This is a genomic window from Kocuria sp. KKT182, assembly GCF_055635395.1.
Window position 1 is genome coordinate 213,277 of record NZ_CM145757.1, and the last position, 16,333, is coordinate 229,609.

Annotated in this window: 14 protein-coding genes; 8 read left to right on the forward strand and 6 right to left on the reverse strand. The window is 73.6% G+C overall.

The features are described 5' to 3' along the window. Window positions 1-83: 83 nt before the first annotated feature. From ACZ2G1_RS00935 to ACZ2G1_RS00945, 3 genes are all read left to right on the forward strand, one after another. Complete coding sequence (locus ACZ2G1_RS00935; RefSeq protein WP_109268733.1) at window positions 84-737, forward strand: NUDIX domain-containing protein; 654 nt, start codon at window positions 84-86, stop codon at window positions 735-737. Beyond that, complete coding sequence (locus ACZ2G1_RS00940; RefSeq protein ID WP_109268734.1) at window positions 734-1,765, forward strand: site-specific tyrosine recombinase XerD; 1,032 nt, start codon at window positions 734-736, stop codon at window positions 1,763-1,765. The genes ACZ2G1_RS00935 and ACZ2G1_RS00940 overlap by 4 nt, the downstream gene beginning before the upstream one ends. A 128-nt stretch (window positions 1,766-1,893) precedes the next feature. After that, window positions 1,894-3,087 (forward strand): D-alanyl-D-alanine carboxypeptidase family protein, encoded by a 1,194-nt coding sequence (locus tag ACZ2G1_RS00945; protein ID WP_470377336.1) that lies wholly within the window; start codon window positions 1,894-1,896, stop codon window positions 3,085-3,087. Between the two features lie 111 nt (window positions 3,088-3,198). Here ACZ2G1_RS00945 and ACZ2G1_RS00950 read toward each other — a convergent pair whose 3' ends face one another. From ACZ2G1_RS00950 to ACZ2G1_RS00965, 4 genes are read right to left on the reverse strand one after another with little or no spacing between them, the layout of a single operon-like run. After that, window positions 3,199-4,341, reverse strand: coding sequence for a bifunctional 2-methylcitrate synthase/citrate synthase (locus ACZ2G1_RS00950; protein ID WP_470377337.1), 1,143 nt, complete (start codon window positions 4,339-4,341; stop codon window positions 3,199-3,201). 37 nt (window positions 4,342-4,378) lie between these two features. Further along, window positions 4,379-5,287, reverse strand: coding sequence for a methylisocitrate lyase (gene prpB, locus ACZ2G1_RS00955; protein WP_017834269.1), 909 nt, complete (start codon window positions 5,285-5,287; stop codon window positions 4,379-4,381). Between the two features lie 3 nt (window positions 5,288-5,290). Further along, window positions 5,291-6,811, reverse strand: coding sequence for an MmgE/PrpD family protein (locus ACZ2G1_RS00960; RefSeq protein WP_470377338.1), 1,521 nt, complete (start codon window positions 6,809-6,811; stop codon window positions 5,291-5,293). A 58-nt stretch (window positions 6,812-6,869) separates the two neighbouring features. Then, on the reverse strand, window positions 6,870-7,547 hold the full coding sequence (locus ACZ2G1_RS00965; RefSeq protein WP_017834267.1) for a GntR family transcriptional regulator: 678 nt from the start codon (window positions 7,545-7,547) through the stop codon (window positions 6,870-6,872). Window positions 7,548-7,766: 219 nt separating this feature from the next. Here ACZ2G1_RS00965 and ACZ2G1_RS00970 point away from each other — a divergent pair, with 219 nt between their 5' ends. Next, the gene (locus tag ACZ2G1_RS00970; protein WP_470377339.1) at window positions 7,767-9,722 is read left to right on the forward strand and encodes an AMP-binding protein; all 1,956 of its coding nucleotides are present in this window, start codon (window positions 7,767-7,769) and stop codon (window positions 9,720-9,722) included. 22 nt (window positions 9,723-9,744) lie between these two features. Here ACZ2G1_RS00970 and ACZ2G1_RS00975 read toward each other — a convergent pair whose 3' ends face one another. Together ACZ2G1_RS00975 and ACZ2G1_RS00980 are read right to left on the reverse strand one after the other, a co-directional pair. Then, a complete protein-coding gene (locus ACZ2G1_RS00975; RefSeq protein ID WP_017834265.1) occupies window positions 9,745-10,458 on the reverse strand; it encodes a response regulator in 714 nt (237 codons plus the stop codon). Beyond that, window positions 10,455-12,086, reverse strand: coding sequence for a sensor histidine kinase (locus ACZ2G1_RS00980; RefSeq protein ID WP_470377340.1), 1,632 nt, complete (start codon window positions 12,084-12,086; stop codon window positions 10,455-10,457). Before ACZ2G1_RS00980 ends, ACZ2G1_RS00975 begins: the two co-directional genes overlap by 4 nt. 170 nt (window positions 12,087-12,256) lie before the next feature. Here ACZ2G1_RS00980 and ACZ2G1_RS00985 point away from each other — a divergent pair, with 170 nt between their 5' ends. From ACZ2G1_RS00985 to scpB, 4 genes are all read left to right on the forward strand, one after another. Next, window positions 12,257-13,696: a C4-dicarboxylate transporter DctA gene (locus tag ACZ2G1_RS00985; RefSeq protein WP_017834263.1), complete on the forward strand. Its 1,440-nt coding sequence runs from the start codon at window positions 12,257-12,259 to the stop codon at window positions 13,694-13,696. Between the two features lie 248 nt (window positions 13,697-13,944). Beyond that, window positions 13,945-14,838 carry a ParA family protein gene (locus tag ACZ2G1_RS00990; protein WP_017833723.1) on the forward strand — a complete coding sequence of 298 codons (894 nt, stop codon included), beginning with the start codon at window positions 13,945-13,947 and terminating at the stop codon, window positions 14,836-14,838. Continuing rightward, window positions 14,838-15,722 (forward strand): segregation and condensation protein A, encoded by an 885-nt coding sequence (locus tag ACZ2G1_RS00995; protein WP_017833722.1) that lies wholly within the window; start codon window positions 14,838-14,840, stop codon window positions 15,720-15,722. The genes ACZ2G1_RS00990 and ACZ2G1_RS00995 overlap by 1 nt, the downstream gene beginning before the upstream one ends. Continuing rightward, entirely contained in the window at window positions 15,719-16,333 is a 615-nt protein-coding gene (gene scpB / locus ACZ2G1_RS01000; RefSeq protein WP_035924068.1) for an SMC-Scp complex subunit ScpB, read from the forward strand. Before ACZ2G1_RS00995 ends, scpB begins: the two co-directional genes overlap by 4 nt.

Genomic DNA, 16,333 nt, shown 5'->3' on the forward strand with positions numbered 1-16,333 from the left:
CCGGCGCCTGCACCGTCTCCCCACCCGCACCCCGCCCGCCGCTCCCGTCGCCCCGCGACGGCGGCCGCTCCGAAAGGGACCCCATGGACATCCGCCACCTCGCACCCGAGGAGCTCTCCGACCAGCTCAGCGTCCGCCGCACGGTGGCCTCCGAGACGGTCTACGAGGGCTTCATCTGGGACGTCCGGCGCGACGAGTTCGAGCTCGCCCGGGGGGAGGACCCGCTGCGGCGCGACTACATCACCCACCCCGGCGCGGTGTCCGTGCTCGTGCTCAACGACCGCGACGAGGTGTTCCTGATCAACCAGTACCGCCGGCCGGTCGGGATGACCATGTGGGAGATCCCCGCCGGCCTGCTCGACGTCGAGGGGGAGGACCCCGCCGTGGCGGCCCAGCGGGAGCTCGCGGAGGAGGCCGACCTGCGGGCCGAGCGCTGGGACGTGCTCGTGGACTTCCACAACAGCCCCGGTTCCTCCTCGGAGGCCAACCGGATCTTCCTGGCCCGTGGTCTCAGCGACGTCCCCGACCACGAGCTCCACGAGCGGGACGGCGAGGAGGCGGAGATCCACGGGGCGTGGGTCCCGCTCGACGGCGCGGTGCGGGCGGTGCTGGAGGGCCGGCTGAACTCGCCCGCCGCGGTGATCGGGGTCCTTGCCGCCCACGCCGCCCGGGCGGAGGGCTACCGGTCCCTGCGCCCGGCCGACGCCCCGTGGCCCGGTCACCCCGACCTCCGGTGACCGGCCTCCCCACCGGCGGGACGTCCGGGACCTCGCCCGGCGCCCCGTCCGGTGACCACCCCGGCGACGCGCTCGACCGCGCCCTGGAGCGCTATCTGCAGCACCTGGCCGTCGAACGGGGCCTGGCCGCCAACACGCTGGCCGCCTACCGCCGGGACCTGCGCCGCTACGCCGAGCACCTCCGCGAGCGGACGGACCCGCCCGTGACCACCCCGGAGGGCATCACCACCGGTCACGTGCGCGACTTCCTCCGGGACCTGTCCGCCGGGTCGCAGGACAGCGCGCCCCTGAGCACCCGCAGCGCCGCCCGCACCCTCGTCGCGGTCCGGGGCGCCCACCGGTTCTGGGTCCTCGAGGGGATGACGCGCACGGACCCCGCGGCCCCCGTCCAGCCGCCCACGCCCGGGATGCGCCTGCCCAAGGCCGTCCCGGTCGAGCAGGTCACCGCGCTGCTCGAGTCGACCGGCACCGACACCCCCCAGCAGCTGCGCGACCGGGCGCTGCTGGAGCTGCTCTACTCGACGGGCGCCCGGATCTCGGAGGCGACCGGCCTCGACGTCGACGACCTCTCCCGGGCCGTGCGCCGCAGCGGGGAACCGGAGGAGAGCGGAGCGGGGATGCCCTTCGTGCGGCTGTTCGGCAAGGGCGGCAAGGAACGGATGGTGCCGCTCGGCTCCTGGGCCGTGCGCGCCGTGGACGAGTGGCTCGTGCGGGGCCGGCCCGCGCTCGCCGCCCGGGGACGAGGCACCCCCGCGCTGTTCCTCAACGCCCGGGGCGAGCGGATCAGCCGCCAGACGGCGTGGACCACGGTGAAGAGCGCGGCGGAGCGGGTGGGCCTGGGCGACCGGATCACCCCGCACACGCTGCGCCACTCCTTCGCGACCCACCTCCTCGAGGGCGGCGCCGACCTGCGGGTCGTCCAGGAGCTGCTCGGCCACGCGTCGGTCAGCACCACCCAGGTCTACACCCTGGTGACCGTCGACTCCCTGCGCGAGGTCTACGCCGCAGCCCACCCCCGCGCCCGGTAGCCGGGGCGGGTCACCGGCAGCGCGTCCCGGAGGGGTCACACACGCGCCGGTGCTTTCGGGAAGGCCCGCCCGCGGCCTAGCCTGGACGCACGCCCGAGCGCTCCGCTCGGCGGACGGACGGGGACGTCATGCGCGAGACCACGCGGCACAGCACACGGCAGACCACGCAGCCCAGCACGCGGAGGACCGGGCGGACGGGCCGGATGCTGCTCGTCCTGCTGTTCGCCCTCGGACTGGCCCTCCCGGGCCTCGGCACCCCGGCGTTCGGGGCCACGGCGATCCAGGCCGAGCACCAGCGGCTCGGGGGAGCGGACGGCCGGCTCGGCCGGGCCCTGGGGGCCGAGCGGTGCGGGCTCGTCCGGGGCGGCTGCTACCAGAAGTTCGAGCGCGGGACCATCCACTGGTCCCCGCGGACCGGGGCCCGTCCCACGTGGGGTGCGATCCGTGCGGCGTGGGCCGCGCAGGACCACGAGCGGGGGCCGCTGGGCTACCCCGTGGGCCGTGAGGTGTGCGGACTGCGCGACGCCGGCTGCCACCAGGCCTTCGAGGGCGGGGTCGTGGTGTGGTCGCGGCCGAGCGGGGCGCATCCCACCGGCGGCGGCATCCGGGCGGCCTGGCTGCGCCACGGCGCGGAGCACGGCGCCCTGGGGTATCCGGTCTCGGCGGAGTCCTGCACGGGCGGCGGCTGCCGTCAGACCTTCCAGCGCGGGTCCGTCAGCTGGGCCCGCGGCGCCGGGACCTGGGTGGTCCGGGAGATCGACCGTGCCGCGTCGGTGTACGTCGTCGTCAACAAGCGCCGCCCCCTCGACCCGGCCGACCACGTGCCGCGCCCCCTCGAGTCCGTGGGCGGGCAGCTCCTGCGGGCGGACGCCTCCGCGGCGTTCCGGCGGATGCAGCGGGCCGCGGCGGCGGACGGGGCTCCTCTGACCGCGGTCAGCGGCTACCGCTCCTACACCACGCAGGCCGGCCTCTACCGCGACTACGTGGCGCGCTACGGGCAGGCGCAGGCGGACCTGATCTCGGCGAGGCCGGGTCACAGCGAGCACCAGACCGGGCTGGTCATGGACATCGGCGACCCGAGCGGGGAGTGCGGTCTGCAGAGCTGCTTCGAGGGGACCCCGGCCGGGGCGTGGGCGCGCGAGCACGCCCACGAGCACGGCTTCGTCGTGCGGTATCCCCGCGGCCGGACCGCGACCACCGGCTACGCCTACGAGCCGTGGCACCTGCGCTACGTCGGCGTGCACGTGGCCTCCGGCATGGTCGACCAGGACATCCCCACGCTCGAGCACTACATGGGGCTGCCCGCGGCGCCCACCTACTGAGCCCGCCGCGTCCCGCCCGGACGTCTCCCGTCCGGACCGTCGCGGGACGGGAGCGGACCGGCGGAGACGGGCAGGGGGACGGGTCCCCGGACCCGCCCCCTGCCCGGCGCGCTACAGGTGCCGCTCGTCCGGGCCGTTGTACTCGGACAGCGGGCGGATCAGGGAGTTGGCGGCCACCTGCTCCATGACGTGCGCGGTCCAGCCGGTGATCCGGGCGGCCACGAACAGCGGGGTGAACGTGGGGATGTCGAAGCCCATGAGCCAGTAGGTGGGACCGGCCGGGTAGTCGAGGTTGGGCTTGATGCCCTTCGCCTGGTCCATGGACCGCTCGAGCCCGTTGTACAGGCCCAGCAGCTCGCCCCGGCCGTAGTGGGCGACCATCGTGTCCAGCGCCGCCTTCATGGTGGGCACCCGCGAGTCACCGTGCTTGTACACGCGGTGGCCGAAGCCCATGACCTTCTTCTTCGCCGCCAGGGCCTCGTCCATCCAGGCCTTGGCGCGGGCCTCGGCCTCGGCCTCGGTCTCCTCCTTGCGGATGCCCAGCTCCACGAACGTCTCCATGACGGCCTCGTTGGCCCCGCCGTGCAGCGGGCCCTTGAGCGCGCCGATGGCGGCCGTGACCGCCGAGTGCAGGTCCGACAGGGTCGAGGTCACCACCCGGGCCGTGAACGTCGAGGCGTTGAAGGAGTGCTCGGCGTAGAGGATCATCGACACGTTGAACGCCTCGACGACCTTGGGGTCGGCCTCCTCGCCGAAGGCCATCCACAGGAAGTTCGCCGAGTAGTCGAGGTCGTCGCGCGGGGCCACCACGTCCTGGCCGCGGCGGCGGCGCTGGTCGTAGCAGACGACGGCGGGCATCGCCGCGAACAGCTTCTGCGCCTTGGCCAGGTTCGCCGCGGGGGAGGAGTCCTCGGCCTGCGGGTCCTGGGCGCCCAGGACGGAGGCCGCGGTGCGGCACACGTCCATGGGGTGGCAGGTGGTCGGCAGGGCGTCGATGATCGCCTTGAGCTCGGGCGTCAGCGCCCGGTGCTCCCGCTCCCGGGCCCGGAACTCCGCCAGCTCCTCGTCCGTGGGCAGCTCGCCGTTCCACAGCAGCAGGGCGACCTGCTCGAAGGAGCAGTTCGCCGCGAGCTCCTGGACGGGATAGCCGCGGTAGAGCAGGGAGTTGGTGTCCGGGTTGACCTTGGAGATGGCCGTGTAGTCGGCGACGACGCCGGCCAGTCCCTTGTGGACCTCGCTCTGGGTCTCGGTCATGGTGGTCTCCTTCACGTGGTCGGTGCGGTGGGTGCGGTCAGTGGTGCAGCCCGGGGACCTCGAAGTCGAAGACCCCGGAGTCGAACTGGTTGTACCCGTTGTAGTCCACCAGTTCGTAGAGCCGGGCGCGAGTGAGCATCTCCGGCACGGCCGCCTCCTGGGTGCCGTCGGTGCGGAGGGTGTCCAGCACGCGCTCCATGGCGCCCAGGGCGGCGCGCATCAGGGTCACCGGGTAGATGATCATGTTCACCCCGGCGTCCTGGAGCTGGTCGGCGGTGAACAGCTGCGACTTCCCGAACTCGGTCATGTTCGCCAGGATCGGCACGTCCACCGCGGCCCGCATCGCCTCGAACTCGGACAGGTCGGCCATGGCCTCGGGGAAGATCGCGTCCGCCCCGGCGTCCACCAGGGCCTTCGCCCGGTCGGTGGCGGCGTCCAGGCCCTCGACGCCGCGGATGTCGGTGCGGGCCATGATCAGGAAGTTCGGGTCCCGGCGGGCCTCGGCGGCGGCCCGGATCCGCTTGACGGCGGTGGCCAGGTCCACGACGTTCTTGCCGTCCAGGTGGCCGCAGCGCTTGGGGTTGAACTGGTCCTCGATGTGGCACCCGGCCAGGCCGGCGTTCTCGAGCTCCTGGACGGTGCGGGCCACGTTCATGGGCTCGCCGAAGCCGGTGTCGGCGTCCACGAGGCACGGCAGGTCGGTCACCCGGGCGATCTGCCCGGCCCGGGCGGCCACCTCGGGCAGGGCGGTGAGCCCGATGTCGGGGAAGCCGAGCTCGTTGGCGAGCACGGCCCCGGAGATGTAGACGCCGTCGAAGCCCTGCTCCTGGATGAGCTTCGTGGACAGCGGGGTGTAGGCGCCGGGGAAGCGGACGGTGCGGGGGCCGGCCAGCATCTCGCGCAGGGCGATCCGCTTGGCCTCGGGGGTGGTGGTGGAGAACAGCATGGCTTAGAAGATTCCCTTCGTGCCGGTGCGCAGGGGATGCGAGGCGGTGACGTTGAGGGCGTCGAGCTCGCCGGCGCCCAGGGCTGGGAGGTTCTCGGCGGCGGCGATGAACCGGTCCAGCTCGTCGTCGGCGACGATCCCGGCGGCCAGCGTCCGCAGCTTGGTGACGTACTGCTCGCGGGCGAACGGGCGGGCGCCCAGCGGGTGGGCGTCGGCCACGGCGATCTCGTCGGTGATCACGGTGCCGTCGGTGAGGGTGATCTCCACCGACCCGCCGAAGGCCTTCTCGCTGATGTCCAGGGAGTGGTAGCGGCGGGTCCACTCGGGGTCCTCGGCGGTGGTCACCTTCTGCCACAGCTCGACGGTGTCCGGGCGTCCGGCGCGCTCCGGGGCGTAGGAGTCCACGTGGTGCCAGGTGCCGTCCTGCAGGGCCACGGTGAAGATGTAGGGGATCGAGTGGTCGAGGGTCTCCCGCGATGCGGTGGGGTCGTACTTCTGCGGGTCGTTGGCCCCGGAGCCGATGACGTAGTGGGTGTGGTGGCTGGTGCGGATCACCACCGAGGTCACGTTGTCGGGGTCCTTTGCCTCGGGGTGCTCGCGGTGCAGCTTGCGGGCCAGGTCGATCCAGGCCTGCGCCTGGTACTCCGCCGAGTGCTCCTTGGTGTAGGTGTCCAGGATCGCGGCCTTGGCCTCCCCGGGGGCCGGCAGCGGGACCTCGTAGGCCGCACCCGGGCCGTCCAGCAGCCAGGCGATGACCCCGTCCTCGCCCTCGTAGATGGGGGTGGGGGAGGTCTGTCCGCGCATCGCGCGGTCCACGGCCTCCACGGCCATCTTCCCGGCGAAGGCCGGGGCGTGGGCCTTCCAGGTGGAGATCTCGCCCTTGCGGGACTGGCGGGTGGCGGTGGTGGTGTGCAGGCCCTGGCCGATGGCGTGGAAGACCGTCTCCACGGGCAGGCCGAGCAGGGTGCCGATCCCGGCGGCCGCGGAGGGGCCGAGGTGGGCGACGTGGTCGATCTTGTGGGCGTGCAGGCAGATCGCCTTCACGAGGTCCACCTGCAGCTCGTAGCCGGTGGCGATGCCGCGGACCAGGTCGTGGCCGGTGGCCCCCACGTGCTGGGCCACGGCCAGGATCGGGGGGATGTTGTCGCCGGGGTGGGAGTACTCGGCGGCCAGGAACGTGTCGTGGTAGTCGAGCTCGCGCACGGCCACGCCGTTGGCCCACGCCGCCCACTCGGGGGAGACCTTGCGGGTGGCGGTGTCCACGCCGTAGAGGCCCGAGCCCGTGCCGCCCGGGGTGGGCGCGTGGGCCAGGGCCTGGTCCCGGGCGGAGACGATCGGGCCGCGGTTGAGGGAGGCGATCGCGACCGAGGCGTTGTCCAGGACCCGGTTGATCACCATCTCCGTCACCTCGGGGGTGACCTCGACCGGGTCGGCGGCGACCTCGGCCATCTTCCAGGCCAGCTGCTCCTCGCGGGGCAGGTTGTCCTTGGACGGGTGGACGCGCACGGAATGGAGAACGGTCATGGGAGTTCCTCTCGTGGGGACGGACGACCGCCGGCGGCGGTCGAAGGGGTGTCCGCGCTCAGCCGGCGGCCTCGAGCGGGGGAGCGGGCTGGACCCACTCCCGGACAGGGGTGGTCAGGACGGCCTGCAGCGAGTTGGCCAGGTGCACACGGGTCGCCGCCTCGGCGAGCTCCTCGGAGCCCTCCGCGACGGCGCGGGCGATCTGGGCGTGCTCGGCGGCGGCGCGCGCGAGCCGGTCGGGGTTGGTGCGGGAGAGCTTGCGCACCCGGGCCAGGTGCAGGCGCAGGGAGCGCTGGGCCGCGGTGAGGTACGGATTGGCCGTGGCCTCGTCGATGGCCCGGTCCATGCGCTCCACGAGGTCGTAGTACCCGGCCCGGTCCGTGCCCGGCCCGTGGAGCTGGGCCACGACCGCCTCGAGCTCGGCGGCCAGCTCCTGGAACGCGACGGGGTCGCGGCGCCGGGCGGCCAGCCGGGCCGCCCGGCAGTCGAGGGCCTCCCGCAGCTCGAACAGGGCGCGGACGTCCTCGAGGGAGACCTGGGAGACCACGACGCCGCGGCCCCGGTGCGCCTCCGCGAGACCGTCGGCGGTGAGCCGGCTGAGGGCCTCGCGGATCGGCGTGCGCGAGATGCCGAAGCGCTCCGACTGCTCGACCTCGCCGAGCACCTGGCCCGGGAGCAGCCGCCATTCGACGATGTCCTCGCGCAGGGCCTCGTAGGCGCGGTCGCTGGCTCGCACGGCTCCCTCCTCGCTCTTGTCGCCCGCGACGGGGAGTGCGCCGCGGACTCTGGGTGACAGGCATCACAATGCACGAGCATTGTATACACAGTTCGGTACGGATGACGAGGGATTTGGTCCGGATCGGCTCGATCGTGCATCTGTGTATACAGAGGTCTTGTCGTGTGTGACCTGCACCACTAGGGTGTCCGGCAGGACCGCAACCCCTGGGAGGGACCCATGAGCACCGACCACCGAACACCGCCGCCGGCCGAGGGCTACGCGGAGGTCTACCGCCGCAGCGTGCAGGACCCGGAGGGGTTCTGGCTCGACGCCGCCCGCGCCGTGGACTGGGTGCGCGAGCCCACCACCGCCCTCGACGACACCGCAGCCCCGCTCTACCGCTGGTTCCCCGACGGCGAGCTCAACACCTCCTACAACGCCCTCGACCGACATGTGGAGGCCGGTCACGGCGAGCGCACCGCGCTCGTCTACGACTCCGCGGTGCTGGGGGTTCAGGAGCGGTTCAGCTACGCGCGCCTGCGGGACGACGTCGCCCTGTTCGCCGGGGCGCTCGCCGCCCGGGGGGTGGGCAAGGGCGACCGGGTGCTCGTCTACCTCCCGATGATCCCGCAGGCCGTCGTGGCGATGCTCGCCTGCGCCCGGCTGGGCGCGGTGCACTCGGTGGTCTTCGGCGGGTTCGCCCCGAAGGAGCTCGCCTCCCGCATCGACGACTCCCGGCCGGTCGTGGTGGTGACCACGACCGGCGGGGTGGAGCCGAGGCGGCGGATCGAGTACATCCCGGCCATCGAGGAGGCCCTGCGGCTCGCCGAGCACGCCCCCGGGACGGTGCTGGTGCACGAGCGCCCGGGGTTCGAGACGACGCTCGAGGACGCCCGGGGCCGGGCCGGGGCCGGCGGGCAGCCGGCCGTCGAGTGGCTCGACTGGGCGGAGGCCGTCGAGGGCGCCGAGCCCGCGGCGCCCGTCCCGGTCGCGGCCACCGACCCGCTCTACGTCCTGTACACCTCCGGGACCACCGGGACCCCCAAGGGCGTGGTCCGCGACAACGGCGGGCACGCCGTGGCCCTGACGTGGTCCATGCGCCACATCTACGACGTCGGCCCCGGCGAGGTGATGTGGACCGCGTCCGACGTCGGCTGGGTGGTGGGCCACTCCTACATCGTCTACGGCCCGCTCCTGGCCGGCGCCACGACCGTGCTCTACGAGGGCAAGCCCGTGGGCACCCCGGACGCCGGGGCGTTCTGGCAGCGTGTCGAGGACCACGGCGTCAAGGTGCTGTTCACGGCGCCCACGGCCCTGCGGGCCATCCGCCGGGCGGATCCCGAGGGCGAGCTGGTGCGCCGGCACGACATCGGCTCCCTGCGGGCCCTGTTCGTGGCGGGGGAGCGGCTCGACCCGGAGACGTACCACTGGGCCGCCCGGGTGCTGGGCGTCCCGGTCGTCGACCACTGGTGGCAAACGGAGACGGGGTGGGCCATCTGCGCCAACCCCTTCGGGATCGAGCGGCTGCCCCTGAAGGCCGGCTCGCCGTCCGTGCCGGTGCCGGGCTACCGGGTGGAGATCCTGGACCCGCTGGGCCGGCCGGTGGAGACCGGCGAGGAGGGCAACATCGCCCTGCGCCTCCCGCTGCCGCCGGGCACGCTCCCCACGCTGTGGGGCGACGACCAGCGGTTCGTGGACTCCTACCTCAGCGCGTTCCCCGGCTACTACGCCACGGGTGACTCCGGCCACGTGGACGAGGACGGCTACGTCTACGTCATGGGGCGCACCGACGACGTCATCAACGTCTCCGGGCACCGCCTGTCCACCGGGGCCATGGAGCAGGTCCTCGCCTCCCACCCGGCGGTGGCCGAGTGCGCCGTGATCGGGGTGGGGGACCCGCTGAAGGGCCAGCGGCCGTCCGGGTACGTGGTGCTCAAGACCGGTGCCGGCGTCCCGCCGGAGCAGCTCCGGGAGGAGCTCGTGGCGCTCGTGCGCCGGCAGATCGGGGCGGTGGCGGACTTCAAGGACGTGGCCGTGGTGGAGGGGCTCCCCAAGACCCGCTCGGGGAAGATCCTGCGCAAGACCATGCGGCAGATGGCCGACGGCGAGGACTACACCGTGCCCTCGACGATCGAGGACGCCTCCGTGCTGGAGGCCCTCGAGGGCGTGCTGCGCCCGCCGAGCGGTTCGTGACGCTCCGGCGCACGGCACGGGGTCAGCGGCCGGGGGAGACGTCCTGCCCGGCCCAGCCGTACTCGAGCTCGGGCCGCCCGGGGGTGCCGTGGCGCGGGCGGCGCTGCACGAGGCCCCGGGCCGTCAGGTGCTCGAGGTAGCGCCGCGCCGTGACCCGGGACAGCGTGCTGCGCTCGGCGACCTCACCGGCCGAGAGCCACTCCCCGCCCCGGATCAGCGCGGTGACGGACTCGAGGGTCTGCGGGGACAGGCCCTTGGGCGCGTCCGGGCGGGTGGGCGCGCCCAGGGCCGCGAACGCGCGGTCCACCTCCGCCTGGCCCACCGTCCCGGCCGCGCCCAGGGCGGAGCGGTAGCGCCGGTAGGCGTCGAGCTTCTCCTCGAACACGGCGTAGGTGAAGGGCTTGATGAGGTAGCCGACCACGCCCAGGGTGCTCGCGGCCCGGACGGTCGCCACGTCCCGGTGCGCCGTGATCACCAGCAGGTCCACCGTCTCGCCGCGGGCGCGCAGGGTCCGTGCCACGTCGAGACCGGACATGTCCGGCAGGTTCACGTCCAGCAGCACCAGGTCCACGGGTCGCCCCGCCCGCCGGGCGGCCTGCACGGCCTGCACGGCCGTCCGCCCGGACACGGCGGTGGCGGCCGCCTCGAAGCCCGGTGAGCGCTCGACGTACTGGGCGTGGGCGGCGGCGGTGAGCGGCTCGTCGTCGACGACCAGGACGCGGACCGGCGCGCTCACGGGGCCCGCCCCGCCGCGGCGTCGCGGGCCACCGGGACGGTCACCGTGAACACGGCCCCGCCGTCGTTGCGGTGCTCGATCCGCGCGCCCCACCGCTCGACGACCTCCCGCACCAGGTGCAGGCCCACGCCGCGGCCCTCCGGGCCGGCCGGCTTCGTGGTGACGTCGAGCTCGAACACCTCCCGGGCGAGGTCGTCGGGGACCCCCATCCCGGTGTCGGCGACGGTGATCACGACCGCGTCCCGGGCAGGGTCCGCGGCGTCGGGCGCCCGGGCGATCTCGACCTCGACGACCGGGCGGACCCGGTCGGCGTTGGCCGCGGCGGCCTCGACGGCGTTGTCGACGAGGTTGCCGACGAGGGTCACGAGGTCGGCGGGGGAGACGGGGATCCGGGGCGCGTCCGGGTCGACGACGACCTCCAGCTCCACGCCGCGCTCGTGGGCCGCGGCGGTCTTGCCGACCAGCAGGGCCGCGAGGAACGGGTCGTCGAGGTGGGCGAGGAGGTCGTCGGACAGCACCCGGGTGCGCACCATGTCCGCCGAGGCGAAGCCGAGGGCCTCCTCGTCCCGGCCGAGCTCCAGCAGGGAGACGACCGTGTGCATGCGGTTGGCGTGCTCGTGGGTCTGGGCCCGCAGCGCCCCGGCCAGCGTCGCGGTGGCGCGCAGCTGTCCCGAGAGCCGCGAGATCTCGGTGTGGTCCCGCAGGATCACGATCGTGCCGCGCCCCGCGAGCGCTCCGCGGGCCGGGAGGGCCGAGACGATGAGGGTGCGCTCCCCGACCACGAACCACTGCTCCTGCACGGGCGCGCCGGCGCGCAGGAGGACCGCCAGCGCGTCCGGCAGGTCCAGGTCCGTGACGGGGAGGGGTTCGTGCCGGGCCGGTCCCGGGGCCGCCGGCGCCCGGACCCCGAGCAGCTCCCGGGCCCGGGCGTTGAGCACCTGCACCGCGCCGGTCGTGTCCACGAGCAGGAGGCCCTCCGTGGCCTCGTTGAGCACGGCGTCGTGCAGCGCGTGCACCTGGGCGAGCTCCTCCGGCCCCCAGCCGTGGGTGACCCGGCCCAGGTACCGGGAGCCGAGGGCCGCGACCGTCGCCGACGCGGCCAGCAGCAGCAGCCCGACGAGGAGCACCGCCGGCACCTGGGCGAGCGCCTGCTGCGAGACGGCCTCGAGGAGGACACCGGTGGCCACGAGCGCCACGACCGTGCCGTCCCCGTCCCGGACCGGGGCGATCGTGCGCACGGAGGGGCCGAGGTTGCCGCGCTCCGTGCTGGTCCAGGTCTGCCCGGCGAGCGCGTGCGAGCGGTCCCCGCGGTAGGCCTCGCCGACCGAGGAGGGCAGGGGGTGCGTCCAGCGGGTGCCGTCCGGGGCCATGATCGTGACGAAGTCGAGGTCCGTGTCCGCGAGCAGCCGGTCCGTGAGCGGCTGCAGCACGGCGTGCGGGTCCGGCCCGCCCACCGCCTCGAGCACGTACGGGTCGTCCGCGAGGGCCGTGGCGAGGACCCGGGTCACCGCCTCGGCGCGCTCCACGACCGCGCCGCGCTCGTGGGCGAACAGGACCAGGGAGACGGCGAGGGTCACCAGCGCGACGACGGCGAGCTGCATCAGGAAGAAGCGCCGGGCCAGGGACATGTCCGCTCCTTGATCTCCCGGTCGTCCCTCCCTCTCTTGTGGTGGGCGTCACGACCATTATGACCACAACACGACAGGGCGCCGGGCCGCGGTGAGACTCGTCACATCGGCCCGATCCCGGGTCCCGCGCTCCACCCCACCGCGCTACCCACCCGAACCGGAGGACAAGCATGGCCACCGTCGCCACGGACCCCGTCGACCCGCAGCCGCCCGCCCAGAAGCAGAAGAAGGACAGGACGCACTACCTGTACGTCTTCGTGATCGTCGCCGTCGTCGCCGGCGCCGTCCTGGGCCTCCTGGCCCCCGAGTTCGCCCAGACGCTCAAGCCGGTCGGCACCGCGTTCATCGCCCTGATCAAGATGATGATCGCCCCCATCATCTTCTGCACGATCGTCCTGGGCGTCGGCTCCATCGCCAAGGCGGCGACCGTCGGCAAGGTCGGCGGCCTGGCCCTGGCCTACTTCATGGCGATGTCCACCATGGCACTGGGCATCGGCCTGGTGGTGGGCAACCTCATCCACCCGGGCGAGGGCCTGAACATCCAGGGCTCGGAGTACGAGGTCACGGACGCGGGCCACGGCGACGGGGAGGGCGGGACCATCGGGTTCCTGCTCGGCATCATCCCCACGTCCCTGCTGTCCTCCCTGACCGAGGGCAACATCCTGCAGACCCTGTTCGTGGCGCTCATCGTGGGCTTCGCGCTGCAGCAGATGGGCCCGGCCGGCAAGCCCGTGCTCAAGGCCGTCGGCTACGTCCAGGCCCTGGTCTTCCGGATCCTGATCATGGTCATGTGGGTCGCCCCCATCGGGGCGTTCGGCGCGATCGCCGGTGTGGTCGGCGAGACCGGCGTCCAGGCCATCGTCTCGATGGCCACCTTGATGATCGCCTTCTACCTCACCTGCGTCCTGTTCATCGTGGTGGTCCTGGGCGGGCTCCTGAAGGCGGTCACGGGGATCAACATCTTCCGGCTCATGAAGTACCTGGGCCGCGAGTACCTGCTGATCTTCTCGACCTCCTCCTCCGAGGCGGCCCTGCCCCGGCTCATCGCCAAGATGGAGCACGTGGGCGTCTCCAAGCCCGTGGTCGGCGTCACGGTCCCGACCGGCTACTCCTTCAACCTGGACGGCACCGCCATCTACCTGACCATGGCCGCCCTCTTCGTCGCCTCCGCGATGGGCAGCCCGCTGGCCATCGGCGAGCAGATCTCCCTCCTGGTGTTCATGATCATCGCCTCGAAGGGCGCCGCCGGGGTCACCGGCGCCGGCCTGGCCACCCTGGCGGGCGGCCTGCAGTCCCACCGCCCCGACCTGGTCGACGGGGTCGGCATCATCGTCGGCATCGACCGCTTCATGTCCGAGGCCCGCGCCCTGACCAACTTCACCGGCAACGCCGTGGCCACCCTGCTGATCGGCAAGTGGACCCGCGAGATCGACCTCGTCCAGGTGGAGCGCGTGCTCTCCGGCCAGGACCGGTTCGACGAGTCCACCATGGCCGCCCACTCGCACGGCACCGCCGAGGACCGGCCCGCCGCCGAGACCGCTCCCGGGGCCCGGGTGGAGGACTCCGTCGCGGAGAAGCTCGAGGCCGCGGCCGGCGCCGGAGCGCGCTGACCCGTCCCCGCACCGGGACCCGTGTCCGGCCCGCGCCCGCCGCGCCCCCGAGGGGGCGCGGCGGGCGCGGGCCGTCGTCGTCCGCCGGCTCCACCGTGCCCGGGAATTCGGGGCCGCCCGGCGGCGGCGGTACCCTGGTAGCTGATCGAGTCCAGGAAAACCCCAGGTCGGCCCGTCCGGCCCGGGCCACCCCGTGCCCGGGGCCGGTCCGCCCGAGCGCGACCACGAACGAAAGAGCGGTGCCACGAGTGAGCCAGCAGAGCGACGAGAGGAACCCCGGCACGGGCGAGGCCGGGACGGGAACCGTCGGCCTGACCGGCCGTCCCGCCCGCGACTTCCCCGAGCCGCCCGAGCTCTCCACCCACGGGCCCGCCCGGATCATCGCGATGGTCAACCAGAAGGGCGGGGTCGGGAAGACCACCTCGACCATCAACCTCGGCGCGGCGCTCGCCGAGCTGGGGCGCAAGGTCCTGCTCGTCGACTTCGATCCGCAGGGCGCCCTCTCCGCCGGCCTCGGCGCCAACCCGCACGAGCTGGAGCTGACGGTCTACAACGTCATGATGGACCGCTCCGTGGACGTCTGGGACGTGGTCCAGGAGACCGACGTCGAGGGCGTCGACCTGCTCCCCGCGAACATCGACCTCTCCGCGGCGGAGGTGCAGCTCGTCACCGAGGTGGCCCGCGAGCAGGTGCTGGCCAGTGCCCTGCGCAAGCTCGAGGAGCACTACGACGTCATCATCATCGACTGCCAGCCCTCGCTGGGGCTGCTGACGGTCAACGCGCTGACCGCCGCGCACGGGGTGGTCATCCCGCTCATCGCGGAGTTCTTCGCCCTGCGCGCCGTGGCGCTGCTCGTGGACTCCATCGAGAAGGTCCAGGACCGGCTCAACCCCCGCCTGCAGATCGACGGGGTGCTCGCCACGATGTTCGACTCCCGGACCCTGCACTCCCGCGAGGTCATGGCCCGGATCGTGGACGCCTTCGGCGACAAGGTCTTCGACACCGTCATCAAGCGCACCGTGAAGTTCCCGGACGCCACGGTGGCCGCCGAGCCCATCCTCTCCTTCGCCACGGCCCACCAGGGCGCCGAGTCCTACCGTCAGCTGGCGCGGGAGCTCATCTCGCGCGGCGGCGCACCCTGATGCACCCCGAGGAGCCGCCGGTCCCCGAGGGTCCCGGCGGCTTCGCGGTGCAGCTGGAGGACTTCGCGGGGCCCTTCGAGGTGCTGCTCTCCCTGATCGCCAAGCACGAGCTGGACATCACCCGGATCGCGCTGGCCACCGTCACGGACGAGTTCCTCCAGTACGTGCGCGCCCTGCACGAGATCGGCTCGACCCGCGCCCTCGACGAGGCCAGCGAGTTCCTCGTGGTCGCCGCGACGCTCCTGGACCTCAAGGCCGCCCGGCTGCTGCCGCGCGGGGAGGTCGAGGACGAGGAGGACGTGGCCCTGCTGGAGGCACGGGACCTGCTCTTCGCCCGGCTGCTGCAGTACAAGGCGTTCAAGGAGGTGGCCGTGCTGCTCGACGAGCGGATGCGGGCCGAGTCCACCCGCCTGCCCCGGTCGGTGCCGCTGGACCCGGACGTGGCGGCCGTGCTGCCCGAGCTCGACTGGCGGACCACGCCGGAGCAGTTCGCCGCGATCGCCCGCTCCGTCTTCGTGCCCCGCCCCGGGGCGCCCGCGGAGGTCGGGGTGGACCACCTGCACGGGGCCGCCGTGACGGTCCGGGACGAGGCGGAGATCCTCGCCGGGCTGCTCGAGGACGGAGCCCCGCGCTCCTTCCGGGTGCTCGTCGCGGACGCCGGGTCCACCCTCGCGGTGGTCGTGCGGTTCCTGGCGCTGCTCGAGATGTACCGGGACGCGGTGCTCGAGCTCGCCCAGGAGCAGCCGCTGGGGGAGCTGACGGTCCGCTGGACCGGGGCGGGCACCGGGTGGACCGCCGACCGGCTGTCCGAGGACGCCGCGGGCCCGGCGGCCGTCGTCGCGGCCCCGGACGGGGTCCCGGCCGCCTCGGGGGCCCCGGCGTGAGCCCCGCGGCCGAGGGCGGGCCGGACCTCGAGGCGCTGCCCGGCGGCGTGCGGGCCGCCGTCGAAGCGATCCTGATGGTGGCCGACGAGCCCGTCAGCGAGTACGAGATCGCCGCCGCCCTCGTGGTCCCGGTCGCCTCCGTGCAGCGGGTCCTCGACCGGCTCCGCGCGGAGTACGACGGCGTCGCCGCCGATCCGGGGTATGATGGGACGTTGGCGCCGCGCGGGTTCGAGCTGCGCAGCACCGGTGCCGGCTGGCGGATCCACTCGCGCAGCGAGTTCGCCCCCGTCGTCTCCGCGTTCGTCGCGGAGGGACAGACCGCCCGGTTGTCGCAGGCGGCCCTGGAGACCCTGGCCGTCGTGGCCTACCGCCAGCCCGTGAGCCGGGGACGCATCTCCGCGATCCGCGGGGTCAACGTCGACGGCGTCGTCCGCACGCTCGTGCAGCGAGGCCTGATCCGCGAGCTCGAGCGGGACGGCGAGTCCGGCGCCGTGCTCTACGGCACCACCACGTTCTTCCTGGAGAAGATGGGCATCGGCTCGCTCGACGAGCTCCCCGACATCGCCCCTCATCTGCCGGGCATCGACCAGATCGACCACTACGAGGACTGA

Bases quoted from the DNA above. Each gene is read 5' to 3' on its own strand.
- ACZ2G1_RS00970 (WP_470377339.1), top strand. From the start codon at position 7,767: ATGAGCACCGACCACCGAACACCGCCGCCGGCCGAGGGCTACGCGGAG.
- ACZ2G1_RS00995 (WP_017833722.1), top strand. From the start codon at position 14,838: ATGCACCCCGAGGAGCCGCCGGTCCCCGAGGGTCCCGGCGGCTTCGCG.
- ACZ2G1_RS00960 (WP_470377338.1), bottom strand. From the start codon at position 6,811: ATGACCGTTCTCCATTCCGTGCGCGTCCACCCGTCCAAGGACAACCTG.
- ACZ2G1_RS00935 (WP_109268733.1), top strand. From the start codon at position 84: ATGGACATCCGCCACCTCGCACCCGAGGAGCTCTCCGACCAGCTCAGC.
- ACZ2G1_RS00945 (WP_470377336.1), top strand. From the start codon at position 1,894: ATGCGCGAGACCACGCGGCACAGCACACGGCAGACCACGCAGCCCAGC.
- prpB (WP_017834269.1), bottom strand. From the start codon at position 5,287: ATGCTGTTCTCCACCACCACCCCCGAGGCCAAGCGGATCGCCCTGCGC.
- ACZ2G1_RS00950 (WP_470377337.1), bottom strand. From the start codon at position 4,341: ATGACCGAGACCCAGAGCGAGGTCCACAAGGGACTGGCCGGCGTCGTC.
- ACZ2G1_RS00980 (WP_470377340.1), bottom strand. From the start codon at position 12,086: ATGTCCCTGGCCCGGCGCTTCTTCCTGATGCAGCTCGCCGTCGTCGCG.
- ACZ2G1_RS00985 (WP_017834263.1), top strand. From the start codon at position 12,257: ATGGCCACCGTCGCCACGGACCCCGTCGACCCGCAGCCGCCCGCCCAG.